15 protein-coding genes and 1 pseudogene are annotated in these 16,812 nt (G+C 72.7%); 13 read left to right on the plus strand and 3 right to left on the minus strand.

The genetic code is table 11. The annotated features are described in order from the left end of the window. Window positions 1-327 precede the first annotated feature (327 nt). Both QF032_RS25410 and QF032_RS25415 read right to left on the minus strand, forming a co-directional pair. Window positions 328-1,350: a DNA-directed RNA polymerase subunit alpha gene (locus tag QF032_RS25410; RefSeq protein WP_307045619.1), complete on the minus strand. Its 1,023-nt coding sequence runs from the start codon at window positions 1,348-1,350 to the stop codon at window positions 328-330. A gap of 269 nt (window positions 1,351-1,619) precedes the next feature. Next, on the minus strand, window positions 1,620-2,390 hold the full coding sequence (locus QF032_RS25415) for an AfsR/SARP family transcriptional regulator (protein ID WP_307057626.1): 771 nt from the start codon (window positions 2,388-2,390) through the stop codon (window positions 1,620-1,622). 137 nt (window positions 2,391-2,527) lie between these two features. On the opposite strand from QF032_RS25415, the gene QF032_RS25420 reads away from it, so the two are divergent. The 6 genes from QF032_RS25420 to QF032_RS25445 all read left to right on the plus strand — a co-directional run bounded on the left by QF032_RS25420 (window position 2,528) and on the right by QF032_RS25445 (window position 6,843). Then, window positions 2,528-3,061, plus strand: coding sequence for a redoxin domain-containing protein (locus QF032_RS25420; RefSeq protein ID WP_306949483.1), 534 nt, complete (start codon window positions 2,528-2,530; stop codon window positions 3,059-3,061). A gap of 73 nt (window positions 3,062-3,134) precedes the next feature. Then, window positions 3,135-3,314: a hypothetical protein gene (locus tag QF032_RS25425; protein ID WP_057584405.1), complete on the plus strand. Its 180-nt coding sequence runs from the start codon at window positions 3,135-3,137 to the stop codon at window positions 3,312-3,314. A 120-nt stretch (window positions 3,315-3,434) separates the two neighbouring features. Next, window positions 3,435-3,968 (plus strand): MauE/DoxX family redox-associated membrane protein, encoded by a 534-nt coding sequence (locus tag QF032_RS25430; protein ID WP_306949482.1) that lies wholly within the window; start codon window positions 3,435-3,437, stop codon window positions 3,966-3,968. A gap of 15 nt (window positions 3,969-3,983) precedes the next feature. Further along, window positions 3,984-4,535, plus strand: coding sequence for a TlpA family protein disulfide reductase (locus tag QF032_RS25435; RefSeq protein WP_307045623.1), 552 nt, complete (start codon window positions 3,984-3,986; stop codon window positions 4,533-4,535). Beyond that, window positions 4,532-6,364 (plus strand): ABC transporter ATP-binding protein, encoded by a 1,833-nt coding sequence (locus QF032_RS25440; RefSeq protein WP_307057628.1) that lies wholly within the window; start codon window positions 4,532-4,534, stop codon window positions 6,362-6,364. The genes QF032_RS25435 and QF032_RS25440 overlap by 4 nt, the downstream gene beginning before the upstream one ends. Beyond that, on the plus strand, window positions 6,361-6,843 hold the full coding sequence (locus tag QF032_RS25445) for a S26 family signal peptidase (RefSeq protein ID WP_307057630.1): 483 nt from the start codon (window positions 6,361-6,363) through the stop codon (window positions 6,841-6,843). Before QF032_RS25440 ends, QF032_RS25445 begins: the two co-directional genes overlap by 4 nt. On the opposite strand, the gene QF032_RS25450 is transcribed toward QF032_RS25445, so the two are convergent. Continuing rightward, entirely contained in the window at window positions 6,844-7,425 is a 582-nt protein-coding gene (locus QF032_RS25450; protein WP_307057632.1) for a Uma2 family endonuclease, read from the minus strand. It lies immediately after the preceding gene. A 147-nt stretch (window positions 7,426-7,572) separates the two neighbouring features. On the opposite strand from QF032_RS25450, the gene QF032_RS25455 reads away from it, so the two are divergent. From QF032_RS25455 to QF032_RS25485, 7 genes and pseudogenes are all read left to right on the plus strand, one after another. Next, complete coding sequence (locus tag QF032_RS25455; RefSeq protein ID WP_373430379.1) at window positions 7,573-9,726, plus strand: DEAD/DEAH box helicase; 2,154 nt, start codon at window positions 7,573-7,575, stop codon at window positions 9,724-9,726. Between the two features lie 245 nt (window positions 9,727-9,971). Further along, window positions 9,972-11,270, plus strand: a complete 1,299-nt coding sequence (locus QF032_RS25460; RefSeq protein WP_307057633.1) for a DUF4190 domain-containing protein — start codon at window positions 9,972-9,974, stop codon at window positions 11,268-11,270. A gap of 147 nt (window positions 11,271-11,417) precedes the next feature. Continuing rightward, on the plus strand, window positions 11,418-12,170 hold the full coding sequence (locus tag QF032_RS25465) for a GntR family transcriptional regulator (protein WP_307045632.1): 753 nt from the start codon (window positions 11,418-11,420) through the stop codon (window positions 12,168-12,170). A 383-nt stretch (window positions 12,171-12,553) separates the two neighbouring features. After that, window positions 12,554-12,742, plus strand: a pseudogene (locus tag QF032_RS25470) (SPOR domain-containing protein); the annotation flags it as partial. Window positions 12,743-12,968: 226 nt separating this feature from the next. Next, window positions 12,969-13,376 (plus strand): (deoxy)nucleoside triphosphate pyrophosphohydrolase, encoded by a 408-nt coding sequence (locus QF032_RS25475; protein ID WP_307045634.1) that lies wholly within the window; start codon window positions 12,969-12,971, stop codon window positions 13,374-13,376. A gap of 134 nt (window positions 13,377-13,510) precedes the next feature. Then, window positions 13,511-13,918, plus strand: a complete 408-nt coding sequence (locus tag QF032_RS25480) for an ATP-binding protein (RefSeq protein ID WP_307057635.1) — start codon at window positions 13,511-13,513, stop codon at window positions 13,916-13,918. Between the two features lie 269 nt (window positions 13,919-14,187). After that, the gene (locus QF032_RS25485; protein ID WP_307057637.1) at window positions 14,188-16,806 is read left to right on the plus strand and encodes a SpoIIE family protein phosphatase; all 2,619 of its coding nucleotides are present in this window, start codon (window positions 14,188-14,190) and stop codon (window positions 16,804-16,806) included. Window positions 16,807-16,812 lie beyond the last annotated feature (6 nt).

Below are 16,812 nucleotides of genomic sequence, written 5' to 3' on the forward strand. Positions count from 1 at the left end.
GCCGGCGCCGCAACCGGCGATCGGGAGCAGGGGGATCCCGGTGGGAAGAGCGAGTTCCTCGACGGGATCCCGGCGCTCGACGTCGAAATCGCCGGGCCAGGCGAGCGCGGTGGCAAGGGCGGGCTCCTGCTCGATTCGGCGGAGCAGATCGTCTGACGCGGTCATGGGACGGAACGTAACAGCGCCCTCTGACCTCTGACATCGATCGGTCGATCGGTCGATCGGACGTGCAGTGAAGAAGGGGGCCGGCTCTTGCGGGTCCGACCCCTTCGGGGGTGCGGGCAGGGAACTGTGTGGAGGTTCCCTGCCCGCGGTGTGGTGCGGTGTTCAGTACTGCTCTGTCTCCACGAATCCGGCGTCCGAGTCGTTGCCCGCGCCGAAGGCGTCGGCGGCGGCGGTCGGGTCGAATCCGGGCGGGCTGTCCTTCAGGCCGAGGCCCAGGCCGGCCAGCTTCGCCTTGACCTCGTCGATGGACTTCGCGCCGAAGTTGCGGATGTCCATGAGGTCGGCCTCGGAGCGTGCCAGGAGCTCGCCCACGGAGTGGACGCCCTCGCGCTTGAGGCAGTTGTACGACCGGACGGTGAGCTCGAGCTCCTCGATCGGCAGCGCGAGGTCGGCGGCGAGGGCGGCGTCCGTCGGGGACGGGCCCATGTCGATGCCCTCGGCGTCGATGTTCAGCTCGCGGGCGAGACCGAACAGCTCGACCAGCGTCTTGCCCGCGGAGGCCATGGCGTCACGGGGACGCATCGCCTGCTTGGTCTCGACGTCGACGATCAGCTTGTCGAAGTCGGTGCGCTGCTCGACACGCGTGGCCTCGACCTTGTACGTGACCTTGAGGACCGGCGAGTAGATCGAGTCGACCGGGATACGGCCGATCTCCTGGCCCACCTGCTTGTTCTGCACGGCGGAGACGTAGCCGCGACCGCGCTCGACGGTCAGCTCCATCTCCAGCTTGCCCTTGCCGTTGAGCGTGGCGAGGACGAGGTCGGGGTTGTGCACCTCGACACCGGCCGGAGGCGCGATGTCGGCGGCGGTGACCAGGCCCGGGCCCTGCTTGCGCAGGTACATCACCACGGGCTCGTCCTGCTCACTGCTCACGACCAGCTGCTTGATGTTGAGGATCAGGTCGGTGACGTCCTCCTTGACGCCCGGCACGGTGGTGAACTCGTGCAGGACGCCGTCGATGCGGATGCCGGTGACCGCCGCACCGGGGATCGACGACAGGAGGGTCCGACGGAGGGAGTTGCCGAGGGTGTAGCCGAAGCCCGGCTCCAGCGGCTCGATCACGAACCGGGAGCGGAACTCGTCGACGACCTCTTCGGTCAGGGACGGACGCTGAGCAATCAGCACGGGGTGTTGCCTCCAGTGGTATTGCGCCCGCTGTGTGACGCCGTAGACCTTATGAAGGGTACGGGCCGTGCGGGTGGTGAGACGGCCGTCGACACCGTCTTCCCCGTCACCGGGCCGACGGCGCTGTATCGGACCGTCGAGGAGCCGTGCTCCGACGGGTGCGTCGTGGGAAGCGGGAGTCGACGCCGTCCCCCGGGCGTGGCCGTCCGCCGGCGTACGTCGATGTGCCCGGGACGGCCTGACATGTCGGGAGCGCCGGGTGCGGTGTGTCAGGCGGCGCCGAGGGCGCCGCAGCGGAAGATGTGGCGGTCCACGGGATCGTCCCGCAGGATCGCCCCGCGCAGATCCTGTAGCTCGCGGCTCAGGTCCAGCCCCAGCCGCGCCGTCATGCGGGCCCGCGCCGAGGACAGCACACGCAACGCGTCCGCGCGGCGGCCGCATTCGTAGAGCGTGGCGGCACGGAAGGCCAGGAGCATCTCGTGCTCGGGATGCTCCGCGGTGAGCCGCGCGAGCTCCGCGGCGAGCGACGAGTAGTTGCGCAGCTTGAACTCCGCCGCGACACGCAGCAGTTGCGCCGAGATCAGCAGCTCGTCGAAGGCGGCGGCGACACCTCGGCGGGTCCGCTCGGAGGCGACGTCCTCCAGTACCGCCCCCCGCCACTCGGCCAGGGCGGCCGAGGCGAGCCGTGACACCTCCTGGGGCTCGGTGCCCCGCTGGGCCCGGTCGACCAGCTGGGTGAAGCGGTGCAGGTCCACCAGCTGCGGATCGCCGGTCAGCATGTACGTCGAACCGCTCCGCACCAGCCGCACCGACCCGTCGGCCCCGCCGCGGCGAAGGCTCGCCCGCAGTCGGCAGACGTTCACATACAGGTCGGCCCGGGACCTCGGTCGTTCGTCCTCGTCCGACAGCAGATCGATCAGCCGGTCCATCGGCAGCGGCCGGCCCATCTCCAGCAGGAGCAAGCCCAGCAGCAGACGTTCGCGGCGGCGCCCGATGGTCCTGGGGTGTCCGTCGACGGTCCATTCAACTCTGCCGAGCACTCGAAAATATGACCCCGTGGCAAGCATGCCGTCATGGTGCTCAGCGCGTCATGCTCCTGGCAAGGTGTTGGCATCCTCCTGGCAGGCCCCACCACTCACACTGCTCCCAAGTGCCACCGCGCCCAGGGGGTAGAAACGTGCCATACGTCATAGCCGGTCTGGTGCTCGTCGGAGCCGTCGCCGTGCTGAACCTCGTCCTGCTCATGGTCGTCCTGCGCCGCTGGCAGGAGCTCGAAGCCGTACGCCGACGCGCCGACTTCGCGGCCCAGGGGCCCCAACCCGGGGACGGGCTACCGGACTTCACCGCCACCGCGCTCAGCGGGCGGACGCTGACCCAGGACGACTTCCGCTCCGGGGAACTGCTGCTGGGCGTCTTCTCCCACGACTGCCCGTCCTGCACCGACGCCCTCCCCGACTTCGCCGCACGGGCCGACCGGGCACGGGCGGCGGGCGGCCGGGTCCTGGCCCTGGTGATCGGCGCCGAGGCCGGCGAGAGCAGCCTGACCGCCCGACTCGTCGGGCCGGCGGACGAGGTGGTGCCCGGGCCCGAGGCGGCACCGTTGTTCGGCGCCCTGCGGGTCCCCGCCTTCCCCACGATTCTCAGCTACCGGGACGGCGTCGTCGCCGCCCCCTCCGCCGCCGACCGCGAACCGGTACCGGCGGCCTCCTGAGCCCCGGTGCGGCCGCGGACCGCGGCCGCACCGCGGAGTACGCACATCCCATCCCCACAGGAAGAGGAGAACCATGCGCACACTGAAGGCCGGTGCGGGCCGTCTGATCGAGCGGATTCTGCCCAAGGCCGTGGCGGACGCGGGCTGCCCGCCGGACTGCTACACCGAGTGGAGCACCAGCGCCCAGCGCTGCCGTCGCTGCTGCTACACCGGCGCGTGCAAGATCAGCTGCGGAAGCTGGGACTACTGCTGAACCACCTCGGGGCGGGCCGCGTGCGGCCCGCCCCGTGCGGCTCATCAAGTGCCCACCGTGCCCGCCCCGCCCCCACCCCGCGCCCACGCCGGCCCAGCATCCCTCCCTCCGGAGTCACCCTTGTCCGACCTGCTGCTCGTCTGCCGCCTGACCCTGATCTGCGTGCTGGCCGTGGCCGGCCTCGCCAAGCTGCGCGACCGCCGCCGGTTCACCGCGGCACTCGGCGACCTCACCCGGCTGCCCGCCGCCGCCCGGCCGGCGCTCGCCGTCCTGGTGCCCGCGGCCGAGCTCCTGGCCGCCGTGCTCCTCGCCGTGCCCCGGACGCTCACCGCGGGGCTGGCCGTCGCCGCCGCTCTGTGCGCGGCGTTCAGCGTCGTCGCGGTCACCACCATGCGGCGTGGCAGCTCCGCCGGCTGCCCCTGTTTCGGCAGCAGGACCACCGTGCCGATGGGCCCCTGGCATGTCGCACGCAACGCCGTCCTGACGGCGCTCGCGCTCCTCGGCGGAGTCATCGCCCTCTCCCACGGCACCACCGCCCCCCTCGACGCCCCGGCACTCGTGCTCGCCGTCGCGGTCGCCGGCTACCTCACCACGCTCGCCGTCTTCACCGACGACCTCGCCTTCTTCTTCTCCGCCCGCACCGGCCAACGCTGAAAGGACGATCACAGAGTGAGCTACGCCATCGCCGGCCTCGCCCTTCTCGCCGCGGTCACCCTCGTCAACGCGCTCCTCACCGTCGCGGTCAGCAGACGCTGGCGGACCATGATGGCCCCCGCCCCGGCCGCCGCCGCCCCGGGGCCGCCGGCCCTCGCCGTCCAGGAAGGCGACCGCGCCCCCGCGTTCACGCTGCACACCCCCGTGGGCGAGGTCAGCGCGTCCACCCTGGCCGGGCGCCCCGCCCTCATCTGCTTCCTCCGCCCCGACTGCGGTCCCACCAGGGAAAGCCTCCCCGGGATCCAGCGGTGGGCCGAGGCGAACGCTCCGTCAGGCGGCCGGCTCGTGGCCGTCATCAGCGGACAGCCCGCCGAGGCCGGCCCGCTGCTCGAAGCGGTCGGCCCGCTCACCGAACTCACCGCCGCCGAACCGCCGGACGGTCCCGTCGCCGGCGTCTTCGGCGTCCGCCACCACCCCTCGTTCGTCCTTCTCGACGCCGACGGGACCGTCGCCGGGACGGGCATCGGCCAAGGCTCCCTGCCCGCGCTCGACCTCCTCACCGCATGAGCGGGTCCTCCACCTCCGGCCCGGCCGCAGTCCTGCGGGGCCTCAGCGCCGTACTCGCCCTCACGGGGCGGTCCTGCCCCGGGGCCCTCGCCGCCCGCGTCGCCACCGTCGTCATCGCGGGCACCGCCCCCGTGGCGGCCTCCTGGCTGCTCAAGTACGTGGTCGACAGCCTCGCCGCGGAGGGCTTCCGTGCCTCGGACCTCAACTGGGCCGCCGCAGGCATCGGTCTGCTCACCATCCTCCTCGCCGCCGCCTCGGCCGTCTCGTCCTACGCAGACGGCCGCATCCGCCGCGCCACCTCGACCCGGGCCCAGAGCGAGCTGCTCACGGCCGTCAACCGGCTCAGCGGTCTGTCCAAGCTCGAGCAGCCCGCCTTCCACGACCGCGTCCAACTCGCCGTCCAGAGTGCGCAGGGGGCCGAGCGGCTGGTCGGCGCGGTCCTCCAGGGCGCCCAGAGCGTCCTCACGCTGGCGGGATTCCTGACGAGCCTTCTGCTCGTCAGCCCCACGCTGGCCGCCGTCCTCGTCGTCGCGGCCGTTCCGGCCCTCTTCGCGCACCTGGCCAACAGCCGGCACCGCGCGGACCTGTTCTGGCGCACCAGCAACCTCGCCCGCCGCCAGATCTTCTACCGAGGGCTCCTCACGGACAGCCAGGCGGCGAAGGAGATCCGCCTCTACGGCCTGGGCGGGTACTTCGCGCAGCGCATGCGCACCGACCTCGACAGCATCAACGGCCAGGAGGAACGCCTCGACCGCCGACTCGTCGCCTACGAGACGGCGCTCGCCGTCCTCGGCGCCGGCGTCTCCACCGGCGCACTCGTCTGGGGCGTGCACCAGGCAGCAGCCCACGTCCTCACCGCCGGTGACGTGTCCCTCCTCGTCGCCGCCCTCGCAGGCATGCAGACGGCCCTCGTCGGCCTGGTGGGATGCATCGCCCAGAGCCACCAGACGGCCCTGATGTTCAGCCACTACCTGCACGTCGTCCAGGTCGGGGACGACCTCCCCGCCCCGGCCGCCCCGATCGCCCCGCCGCCTCTGCGTCAGGGCCTCGAACTCCGGGACGTCTGGTTCCGCTACAGCGACGACGGACCGTGGATCCTCCGCGGAATCAGCCTGTTCGTCCCGCACGGCACCAGCCTGGCCGTCGTCGGTCTCAACGGGGCCGGCAAGAGCACCCTCGTCAAACTGCTGTGCCGCCTCTACGACCCGCAGCGCGGCAGCATCCACTGGGACGGCATCGACATCCGGGACTTCCCGGCGGACCAGCTGCGCGAGCGGGTCAGCGTCGTCTTCCAGGACCCGATGGAGTACGACCTCACCGCCGGGGAGAACATCGGCCTCGGCGACCTCGGCTCCCTCCACGACCACGGCCGCATCCGTGCCGCCGCCGACGACGCGGACATCCACACCGCCCTCACCCGCCTCCCGCAGGGGTACGACACCATGCTCAGCCGGATGTTCTTCCCCGACGACACGGAAGACAGCAGCCCCGGCGTCCAGTTGTCGGGCGGCCAGTGGCAGCGTCTCGCGCTCGCCCGGGCCCTGATGCGTTCCGAACGCGATCTCATGATCCTCGACGAACCCGGCACCGGCCTCGACGCGGTCGCCGAACGCCATGTCCACGACCGGCTCACCTCGCTCCGCCGGGGCACGACGAGCATCCTCGTCTCCCACCGCCTGGGCACCGTGCGTGCCGCGGACGCCATCGTGGTCATCGCCGACGGAACCGTGCGGGAGGCCGGCACCCACGAACAGCTCATGACCGCCGACGGCGCCTATGCCGAGCTCTTCACCACACAGGCCCAGGGCTACGAGGAGACCGTCCGGTGACGGCCGCGGGCCCGCTGCTCCTCACCCTGGCGGCACTCCTCGTCCTCGCCGCGGCCCTGCTGCTGGCGCGCGGGCGGCTGGTTGCCGTGACCGTCCGCGGGTACAGCATGTCGCCGACCCTCATGCCCGGCGACCGACTCCTGCTCCTCCGCGGCAGACGCCGGGTCGCCACGGGCCGGGTGGCCGTCGTCGTCGCTCCCCATCCCGAGCACGGCTGGCACACCGTCACGGGCCCGGCGCCCGACCTGTGCGACGGGTGGTACGTCAAACGCATCGTGGCCGTCGCCGGAGAGCCCGTGCCGCGCTGGGCCGGCCGGTGCCCCGGCACGCACGTGCCGCCGGGGATGCTCGTCCTCCTGGGCGAGCAGCCGGGCTCCAGGGACTCCAAGCAGCTGGGTTACTGCCCCGAGGACAAGCTCATCGGGACCGTCCTGTTCCGCCTGCGGGCAGCCGTGCCCGCGGCTTCGTACACGCCCTAGTCAGGCGCGCCGGGGCGGGGTCAGCTTGTCGAGGTCCAGGCTGATCTCGAAGGGCACAGGGCGCCGGAGTTCCCCTCGGAAGATGCCCGCCGGCGCGTAGGAGCGGGTCGGCTCGTCGAGTTCGTAGACGTGGACGACGGGATCCCCGTCCTCGTCCTCGACGCACCAGTAGTGCGGGATGCCCGCTTCCGCGTACTTGCGGAGCTTGACCGTGCGATCCCGGTGCGCGGACTCGGGTGAGACGACCTCGATGACGAGCCGTACCTCGTCCGGTGTGAACCAGGTGCGGTCTCCGTCGTAGTCGGCCGTCGTCAGCAACAGGTCCGGTTCGGGACGGTTGCGTTGGTCGAGCTTTATGGTCATCTCGCGGCCGACCCTGACATCGGCCGGCGCTTGCTCCATGAGGGCGATGGTGAGCATGGTGACGAGGTGACCGTGCCACCATCGCTGCGGCGACATCATGAAGACGAGGGCTCCGTCGATGAGCTCGGTGTGGCGTGGCGCCTCGGGGAGGCGGTCCAGGTCCTCCGCGAACCAGCCTTCCGCACGCGGTGGGCGCATCCAGTCGGGCAGTGCGGTCATGGCTCAACGGTAGCGACTCGGTGAGGCGCGGGCCACGAGACGATCGGGTGCGGAGGCGCGTGCCGTCCGCCGTACCCCCGCCGAGTCCAGGACGTCCCGTTCGATGCGAGCATGGGCGGTGTTCGGGTGCGCGGGTGAGGGGGCGGCGTGACACGGGTGGGGGAGCTGTACGCGGACGGTACGCGGTTGTACGACGCCGCTTTCGCGTTGCGGACCGACCACGCCCTTGCCGTGGGCGCCGTCCGTGCCGCTCACGCGCCGCTCAGGGACGCGCTCGTCGCCGCGGAGCTCGGGTCCATCGCGCTCACCCGCCTGAAGGACGTCACCGAGGGGCGGCTGCGGCTCGCGGCGGTCGAGGGGGCCGGCTTCGGCTCGGTCCGGGAGGTGTACGAGGCCGGCCGTCACCAGCTCCGGCTGATCCCCGGCGTCGGCGCGCAGACCGCCGACCAGGTCCTCGCCGCCGCGCGGCAGATCGCCCGCGCGGTCGGGGAGACCGTCTCCGTGCGGATCGACGTCGACCACCCCGAGCCCGCTACCGCCGCCCTGGTCGGCGCGTTGTACCGGCTCGTCGAGGCCGGCCCCGAACTGCCCCGCGCGGTGGCCGCCGCCGAGCGGTACGAGAAGCGGCTCGGCGAACTGCTGCCCGCGGTCCGCCCGGCCACCGGCCGGCTGCGGCTGGCCCTCGCCGGACGGGCCCGCCGGGAGGCCGCGCGCACGGCGGTCACCGAGTTGACCGCGCTGACGGCCGAGGCCGCCGAGGCCGGCGTGGCGCTGCACCTCGCGCAGGCCACCGCCGACCTGCTGCGCGAACCGGCCTCCGAGATCGAGCCGTGGGTCGACTTCGAGGTGCGCTCGGCGGAGTACTACAGCCTGCTGGCGGAGATCTGCGCCCACCCGTCGGACACCGCGGCCGCCGAGGGTTTCGTGCCGTCGGACGTGGCCGAACAGGTGCACGCGCAGCCGCTCGACGACACCCACCGCCGGGTCTCCCTGCGCGGCTACCAGGCGTTCGGCGCGCGGTTCGCGCTGGCCCGGCGCCGGGTCGTCCTCGGGGACGAGATGGGGCTCGGCAAGACGGTCCAGGCGATCGCCGTGCTCGCCCACCTGGCGGCCGAGGGCCACGCCCACTTCCTGGTGGTGTGCCCGGCCGGCGTGCTCATCAACTGGACCCGGGAGATCCGCGCCCGCAGCACGCTCAGGGCGGTGCCGGTGCACGGACCGGACCGGCGGGACGCCTACGCCGAGTGGCGCGAGCGCGGCGGCGTCGCCGTCACGACCTTCGACGTGCTGCACACCCTGCCCGAACCTGACGGCGGACCGCCGCCCGGACTCCTCGTCGTCGACGAGGCGCACTACGTCAAGAACCCCGAGACCCGGCGCGCCCGCTCGGTCGCGGTGTGGACCGGGCTGTGCGACCGCGTCCTGTTCCTCACCGGCACGCCGATGGAGAACCGTGTCGAGGAGTTCCGCGCCCTGGTGCGCTGCCTCCAGCCCGACCTCGTCCCCTCGATCCACGACAGCTACGCGGTCGCCGGCCCGCAGGTCTTCCGCAAGGCGGTCGCCCCCGCCTACCTGCGCCGCAACCAGAAGGACGTGCTCACCGAGCTGCCCGCGCTGATCCACGTCGACGAGTGGGAGGAGTTCAGCACCGCCGACGAGGACGCGTACCGGGCGGCGGTCGCGGCGGGGAACTTCATGGCGATGCGCCGGGCCGCGTACGCCGACCCCGCGAAGTCCGCCAAGCTCCAGCGGCTGCGCGAACTGGTCGGGGAGGCCGCGGACAACGGCCTGAAGACCGTCGTGTTCTCCTACTTCCGCGACGTCCTCACCGCGGTCCGGGGCGTGCTGGGCGACACCGTGTTCGGGCCCATCGCCGGCGACGTCCCGGTCGTCCAACGGCAGCGGTTCGTGGACGACTTCACGGCCGCCGAGGGGCCCGCGGTGCTGCTCTGCCAGATCGAGTCGGGAGGCGTGGGGCTCAACCTCCAGGCCGCGTCGGTCGTCGTCCTGTGCGAGCCGCAGACCAAGCCGACCCTGGAGCACCAGGCCGTGGCCCGGGCGCACCGCATGGGCCAGGTCCGGGCGGTCCAGGTGCACCGCCTGCTGGCCACCGACAGCGTGGACGGCCGGCTGCTGCGCATCCTCGAGAACAAGACGCGGCTGTTCGACGCCTACGCCCGCCGCAGCGACACGGCGGAGGCGACGCCGGACGCGGTCGACGTCTCCGACGACAACCTCGCCCGCCGGATCGTGGAGGAGGAGCAGCGCAGGCTCGCCGGCCGGCCGCAGGACGCCGGGTAGCGCGGCCCCGCCCCGGGCTTACGATGCGCCCAGCCCGTATGCCGGTCGCGGTCGGTCGCAGCCGGCCCGCAGCCGGTCGGTCGCAGTCGGCCGCTGTCGGTCGGTCGCACGCGTTCCGCTCTCGGCGGCCGTCCCCCGGCGACCGCGACCCCGCCTGCCCCATCGCCCGACACCCCGCCCCATCGCCCGACCGCCCGACACCCCGCCCCATCGCCCGACCCGTCTGAACCAGGAGCACGGTACCCGTGTCCATACCTCCGCCCCCGGGGCCCCACCAGCCCCAGGACCCGTACCAGCCTCCGCCCCAGCCGGGCCCCTACCCGCAAGGCCCGTACCCGCAGGGCCCGTCTCCCCAGGACCCGTTCGCCGCGCCCCGGCAGCCGCACCCGCACGACCCGTACGCCCAGGGGCCGTACCCGCAGGCCCCCTACGGGGCGGCGCCCTACCCGGTGTGGGGGCAGGGATACAGCCCCTACGGGCGGTCCTCGGTCATCAACGGCGTGGCCATCGCCTCCCTCGTGCTCGGCATCCTCTGTTTCCTGCCGGGCGTGGGTCTGGTGCTCGGGATCGTCGCGCTGGCGCAGATCAGGAGGCGCGGGGAGCGCGGCAGGGGAATGGCGATCGCCGGCGCCGTCCTGTCCTGCGTCGGACTCGCGCTGTGGACCCTGATGCTGGCCACCGGCGGAGCCTCCGACTTCTGGCAGGGGTTCAAGGAGGGCGCGAGCGGAGGCGCGGGCTCCAGTTTCTCGCTCGCCAAGGGCGACTGCTTCGACGTGCCCGGTGACAGCTTCGGCACGGACGTCTACGACGTCGACGAGGTGCCCTGCTCCGGCGAGCACGACGCCGAGGTGTTCGCCACGATCCCGTTGTCCGGCAGCGTCTACCCGGGCGAGGACAAGGTCGTGGACGTGGCCGACGACAAGTGCTTCACGCTCCGGCACGCCTACGCGATGGATCCCTGGGCGCTGACAGAGGAGGTCGACGTCTACTACCTCACGCCCACCTCCGAGAGCTGGAGCTGGGGCGACCGCGAGATCACCTGCGTCTTCGGCAACGTGGACGAGGAGGGCACCCTCACCGGCTCGCTGCGCGCCGACGAGAGCACCCTCGACGCCGACCAACTGGCCTTCCTGAAGGCCATGGCCGCCGTCGACGAGACGCTCTTCGACGAGCCGGAGGATCTCCCCGAGGACGATCTGGCGGGCAACCGGGCCTGGGCCGGCGACACCGGGGACGTCACCGGCGCGCAGGCCGCCGTGCTGGGAGGCCACACCTGGTCCGCGACGGTCCGGGCGCCGATGGCCGCTCTGGTGAAGGACATGCAGCGGTCGAGCAAGGAGTGGGCGGCGGCGGAGAAGGCCTCCGACGCGGACGCCTTCTACCGGCACTACGAGATCGCCTACGAGGTCGTGGACGGCGACACGACCGTCACCGCCCGCGAGGCTCTGGGCCTGGCCACCACGCCGCCCGACTACGACGACGACTCCGGCGACGCGGGCGACGGCACGGGCGGGGGCGACGGCGACGGCGGCCTCGATGTGTGATCACGTCCTGAGCGGGGAGAAAGTGCCTGGGTGAAGCGTTTCGCCGACAGATGTCATCACATCGAGTGATTCTCTGGCCTTTACTTGCACGGCTCAACCCACGGTTGCCAGGCTGTAGCTGTCTGTACAACCTGATGGGAGTGGCCAGTGACATTCGGTGAGCAGCCGGCGTATCTGCGTGTCGCGGGTGACCTTCGCAAGAAGATCACCGACGGGTCGCTGCCACCGCACACCCGGCTTCCCTCCCAGGCGAGAATCCGCGAGGAGTACGGCGTCTCCGACACGGTCGCCCTCGAGGCCCGGAAGGTGCTGATGGCCGAGGGGCTGGTCGAGGGCCGTTCCGGTTCGGGCACCTACGTGCGTGAGCGGCCGGTGCCCCGCCGGATCGCCCGCTCCGGCTACCGGCCGGTCAGCGGCGCGACGCCCTTCCGGCAGGAGCAGGCCGAGGCGCACACGCGCGGCACGTGGGAGTCCAGCAGCGAGCAGACCGAGGCGGGCGTCGCGGTCGCGGAGCGGCTCGGCATCCAGTCCGGCGACCGCGTGATGCGCACCCGGTACGTCTTCCGCGAGGCCGGCGAGGCGATGATGCTCTCCACCTCGTGGGAGCCCCTCGCGCTCACCGGCCGCACGCCGGTCATGCTGCCCGAGGAGGGGCCGCTCGGCGGCATGGGCGTCGTGGAGCGGATGCGTGCGATCGACGTCATCGTCGACAACGTCACGGAGGAGGTGGGCGCGCGCCCCGGTCTCGCCGAGGAGCTGCTCGCCCTCGGCGGTGTCCCCGGGCATGTCGTCCTGGTCGTGCAGCGCACGTACTACGCCTCGGGCCGCCCGGTCGAGACGGCCGACGTGGTGATCCCCGCCGACCGGTACCGGGTCGCCTATCACCTGCCGGTGAAGTAGCCGCCCCCGCGAGGCGGTGCGGTGGCGCATGCCCGCCGACGGCGCACGCCCTTGTGGCAGTTGCCTCCGGAAACCCCACGGTCCGGCCCCGCTCGCGCCGCGTCGGAATCCGGTCGTTTCCGGACGTTCCCGCAGGTCGCCCCCTACGTGTCCAGACCCCCGCCGACCGGACACATCGCAGCGCGCGCAGGGCGCGTCCGGCCTCGTGCGCCCCCTGCGTCCTGGCTGGTTGCGTACCTCTTTGTGTAAAGCCATGTTCGCTGCGTGAAGGTAAGGCGTACGCTCGGGCATATGCGGATTGCGGTTTCCTTGGAAGGCGGCGCGCGCGGCGTGCCGTGGACGGGATCCGGGCGGTCGGGGGCGGGAAGGGGGCGTGCGGCGCGATGAACGACAGCACCATCTCTCTGCCTTGGCACGTGATACGGCAGGACGACAACGGCAACCGCTACCGCGTGGGCCGGTACGCGACCCGGGCCGAGGCCCAGAAGATCGCGGACAGCCTCGACGGTCGCGGCCACAAGCAGCTGTACTGGGTCGAGCGCGTCGGCCAGACGCAGAGCCACGGGCAAGGTCACGGGCAGAGCCAGGGTCAGAGCCAGGGTCAGGTATCGGCGCAGCCCCCGGGGCCGGGCCAGGTGCAGGCACAGGTGCAGGCGCGCAACGGAGACGGCACCCGGAACTGAGTCCCCTGCCGCGGAAGTGCCCCCGACGCCGAACCGCCCCCCCCGGCGCAGAAGCGTCCTGCGGAAGTGAAGCGCCCTCCGGTCGAGTTGACCGGACTCCCGTAGGCTCCGACGCATGACGCAACGGATCGTGGTGGTGGGAGCCGCCCTGTTCGACGGCGGTCGTCTGCTCGCCGCCCGCCGCAGCGCGCCGCCGGAGCTCGCCGGGCGCTGGGAGCTGCCCGGCGGCAAGGTCGAGGAGGGCGAGACGCCCGAGGCGGCCCTCGCGCGCGAACTGCGCGAGGAACTCGGCGTCGCCGCGGAGGTCGTCGAGCGCGTCCCGGGGGAGTGGCCCCTGAAGCCGCCCTATGTCCTGCAGGTGTGGAGCGCCCGGCTGCGCCCCGCTTCCGCCGCCCCCCGGCCCCTCCAGGACCACGACGAGCTGCGCTGGCTCGCCCCGGACGAGATCTGGCACGTCGACTGGCTCGACCAGGACGTTCCCGCGGTCCGCGAGACGCTCACGAGGGTTTTGGGGGTCCGCTGACCGGCGGCCGGGTCGCCCTCCGTACGCCGTTCGTGCCACAGCACGCCTCACGCGGCGGTACTGCCTCCCGTATATCGGGTATGTGCCCATTAACCCCGTGAAATCGGACAGGGGCGTACTCGCTGGCCCGGGATGTGATCGGCGTGATCGACAGCGAAGGCGACCGCGCCGAGTGGACGTTCCCCGCGGACCCCGGCGCGGTGCGCACCGCGCGCCGTGCCGTGCGCGAGCAGCTGCGCGCCTGGGGCCTGGACAGCGTGGGCGACCTCGCCGCGCTGTTGGTCAGCGAACTGGTCACCAACGCCCTGCGGCACGCCACCGGTCCCATCGGCGTCCGCCTGGTCCGCCCCGCCCATCTGGAGGGCGTCCTCCTGGTCGAGGTCTCCGACCCGCTGCCGGACCCGCCCCGCGAGCGGATCGCCCGGCCCGAGGACGAGAGCGGGCGCGGACTGCAACTGGTCGCCTCCTCCTCGCGCCGCTGGGGTACCCGTCCGGGGGACACCGGCAAGACGGTGTGGTTCGAACTCGCCGTGCCGGATTGACGCGCGCCGGCGCGGGGATGAGCCGGTGTACAGCGGGGGCGGCGCTGTCGCCGTCGGGTTCCGGTCGCGGACAGGTGCCGGAAGGTGTGGTTCGACGACGTGTCCGCTGGTTAGAAGACGGGAAGTGTCGTCGCAGGACGGGCCGGAAAAAGCCTGGACCGTGCTGTGATCGTGAACACCGTGTCGTGCGGCCCCGTAGTGCTGGATACTGCGGGCAGCCGCCGCCGGTGACCGGTGCCGGGCGCGGTGAGCTGGAGGGGACGGTTCGCGTGAGCGAGATACCAGCGAAGGCCACGGAGTCCGAGGACCCGTCGGGCGGCGCGAGGGCCGAGGCCGCCGTGCCCGGCGCTCTCCCGGACGGCGAGGCACTCGGCGACGCCATCTGGCAGAGCAGCCCGCCCGGCTCGATCTACGACTACATCAAGGTCGCCTCGTTCTCCATCGGCCCCGACGGTCTCGTCGACCAGTGGAGCCTGCGCGCCGAGCAGATCTTCGGCATCCCCGCCGACCGGGCCGTGGGCATGGACCCCATCGACGCGTTCATCGACCCGGACCTGCGCGAGCGCGGCCAGCGCAAGATGGCCGAAATCCTGGACGGACGCGAGTGGACCGGTGTGGTCCCCTTCCGGATGCCGGACCCGGTGCCCGGCGGCGGGCGCGGCGAACAGGGCCTCGCCGAGGTGTACGTCATGCCGACGCGCAGCCTGGACGGCGAGAAGGCCGCCGTGTGCATCGTCGTCGACGTCCGCACGCTCCGCAGCATCGAGACGGACCTCGCCGCCTCGCAGGCCATTTTCGGCCAATCCCCGTTCGGGTTCCTGCTGATCGACCCCGACCTGCGGGTCCGCCGCGCCAACGAGCGCTTCGCCTCCGTCTTCGGCGGCACCCCCGACGACCACCGCGGCAAGGGCGTCCACGACTACCTGCCCCGGTCCGAGGCCGACCGGGTCAGCGCGACCCTGCGCCGGGTGCTGCAGACCGGCGACTCCATCACGGACATGCACGTCACCGGCTTCGTACCGGGCTCCGAGGAGCGCCGCCACTGGTCGATCAACCTCTACCGCGTGCACAGCGGCAGCGGCCGCCCGATCGGCGTCGCCTGGCTCGGCACCGACATCACCGCCCGCCGTGCCGCGGCCCGCGAGGCCGCCGCCGCGCGGCGCAATCTCGCCCTGCTGAACGACGCGGGAGCCCGCATCGGGAACTCCCTCGACCTGGAGACGACCGCGCGCGAGCTCCTCGACGTCGTCGTGCCCGGTTTCTGCGACCTCGCCACCGTCGACCTCTACCAGGGGCTCCTGGCGGGCGACGAGACCCCGCCCGGCCTCGCCGACGGCAGCGCGGAACTGCGCAGGGTCGCCTTCTCGTCCGCCGTCTCCGACGCCCCCTTCCCCGGTGCGGGCGCGCCCGTCGCCGTCGGCGCGGTCCACCACTTCCCGTTCAACTCGCCCTGCGCCGACGCCCTGCGCACCGCCCGCCCGCAGAGCATCCCCGGCGACGAGGGCGGCCTCGTGCAGGGCACGCTCGCCGTCCCGATGGTCGCCCACGACACCGTCGTCGGCCTCGCGCAGTTCTCGCGGACGAAGGGCAGCGAGCCGTTCGGGGACCGGGACCGCGATCTGGCGGTGGAGCTCGCGGCACGGGCGGCGGTCTGCATCGACAACGCCCGTCTGTACCGGCGCGAGCACGAACGGGCGCTGATACTGCAGCGGTCGCTGCTGCCGCCCGGCGACCCGGTGGCGTCCGGCCTGGACATCGCCTGCCGCTACCTGCCCGGCAACGTCTCCACCGGCCGCCCCAGCGAGGTCGGCGGCGACTGGTTCGACGTCATCGAACTGCCCGGCCACCGCACCGCGTTGGTCGTGGGGGACGTGATGGGCCGCGGACTGCGGGCCGCGGTCGCGATGGGCGAACTGCGCACGGCCGTCCGCACGCTGGCCCTGTTGGACCTCGAACCGGCGGAGGTGCTCTCCGCGCTGGACGAGATCGCCCGCGGCCTCGGCACCCCCGGAGGCGTCCAGCAGGCGACCCGGGCCGCCCGCCGCCCCCGCGAGGCCGACCTGTCCGAGGTGTACCTCGCGACCTGCGTCTACGCGGTCTACGACTCGGTGACCCGCCGCTGCACCTTCGCCAACGCCGGCCATCTGCCTCCGGTGCTCGTCGAACCCGGCGAGCCGGCGCTGATGCTCGACGTGCCGCCCGGCATGCCGCTCGGCGTGGGCGGCGAGCCCTTCGAGGAGGTCGAGGTCGAACTCCCCGAGGGCGCGCTGCTGGCGCTGTACACGGACGGCCTGGTCGAATCCCGCGACCATCCGCTGGACGAGGGCCTCAACGCGTTCGTGGGAGCTCTCACCGATCCCTCCGCTCCCCTCGAGGACGTCTGCGACCACGTCCTCAGCACCCTCGACTCGCACCACGGCGAGGACGACATCGCGCTGCTGATGGCCCGGGTGCAGGGTCTGCCCGCCGACTCGGTCGGCGACTGGACCCTCCCGCGCGAGCCGCGCAGCGTGGGCCGGGCGCGGGAGCACGCGCGCGGCCGGCTGCTCGCCTGGGGCCTCGAACCCCTCGTCGACACGACGGAACTGCTGGTCAGCGAACTCGTCACCAACGCGCTGCGGTACGGCGAGGGCGAGATCCGACTGCGGCTGCTGCTGGACCGCACCCTGGTGTGCGAGGTCTGGGACGCCGGCCTCGTCCAGCCGCGCCGACGCCGCGCCCGGGACACCGACGAGGGCGGCCGCGGCCTCCAGCTCGTCGGCCTCCTGGCGGCGGCCTGGGGCTCCCGCCGGACACCCCGCGGGAAGACGGTGTGGTTCGAACTGCCGCTGCCGGACGGCGAGACGGGCCTGACCGACCCGGCGGAGGCATTGCTGAGCCTGTTCTGACCCACG

The sequence above is a fragment of the Streptomyces achromogenes genome (assembly GCF_030816715.1).
In the GTDB taxonomy this organism is placed as follows: Bacteria; Actinomycetota; Actinomycetes; order Streptomycetales; family Streptomycetaceae; genus Streptomyces; species Streptomyces achromogenes_A.

What these genes read in the sequence shown, in the direction of transcription:
- QF032_RS25450 (WP_307057632.1), bottom strand. Translation starts at nt 7,425, where the DNA reads ATGACCGCACTGCCCGACTGGATGCGCCCACCGCGTGCGGAAGGCTGG.
- QF032_RS25425 (WP_057584405.1), top strand. Translation starts at nt 3,135, where the DNA reads ATGCGCACACTGAAGGCCGGTGCGGGCCGTCTGATCGAGCGGATTCTG.
- QF032_RS25475 (WP_307045634.1), top strand. Translation starts at nt 12,969, where the DNA reads ATGACGCAACGGATCGTGGTGGTGGGAGCCGCCCTGTTCGACGGCGGT.
- QF032_RS25440 (WP_307057628.1), top strand. Translation starts at nt 4,532, where the DNA reads ATGAGCGGGTCCTCCACCTCCGGCCCGGCCGCAGTCCTGCGGGGCCTC.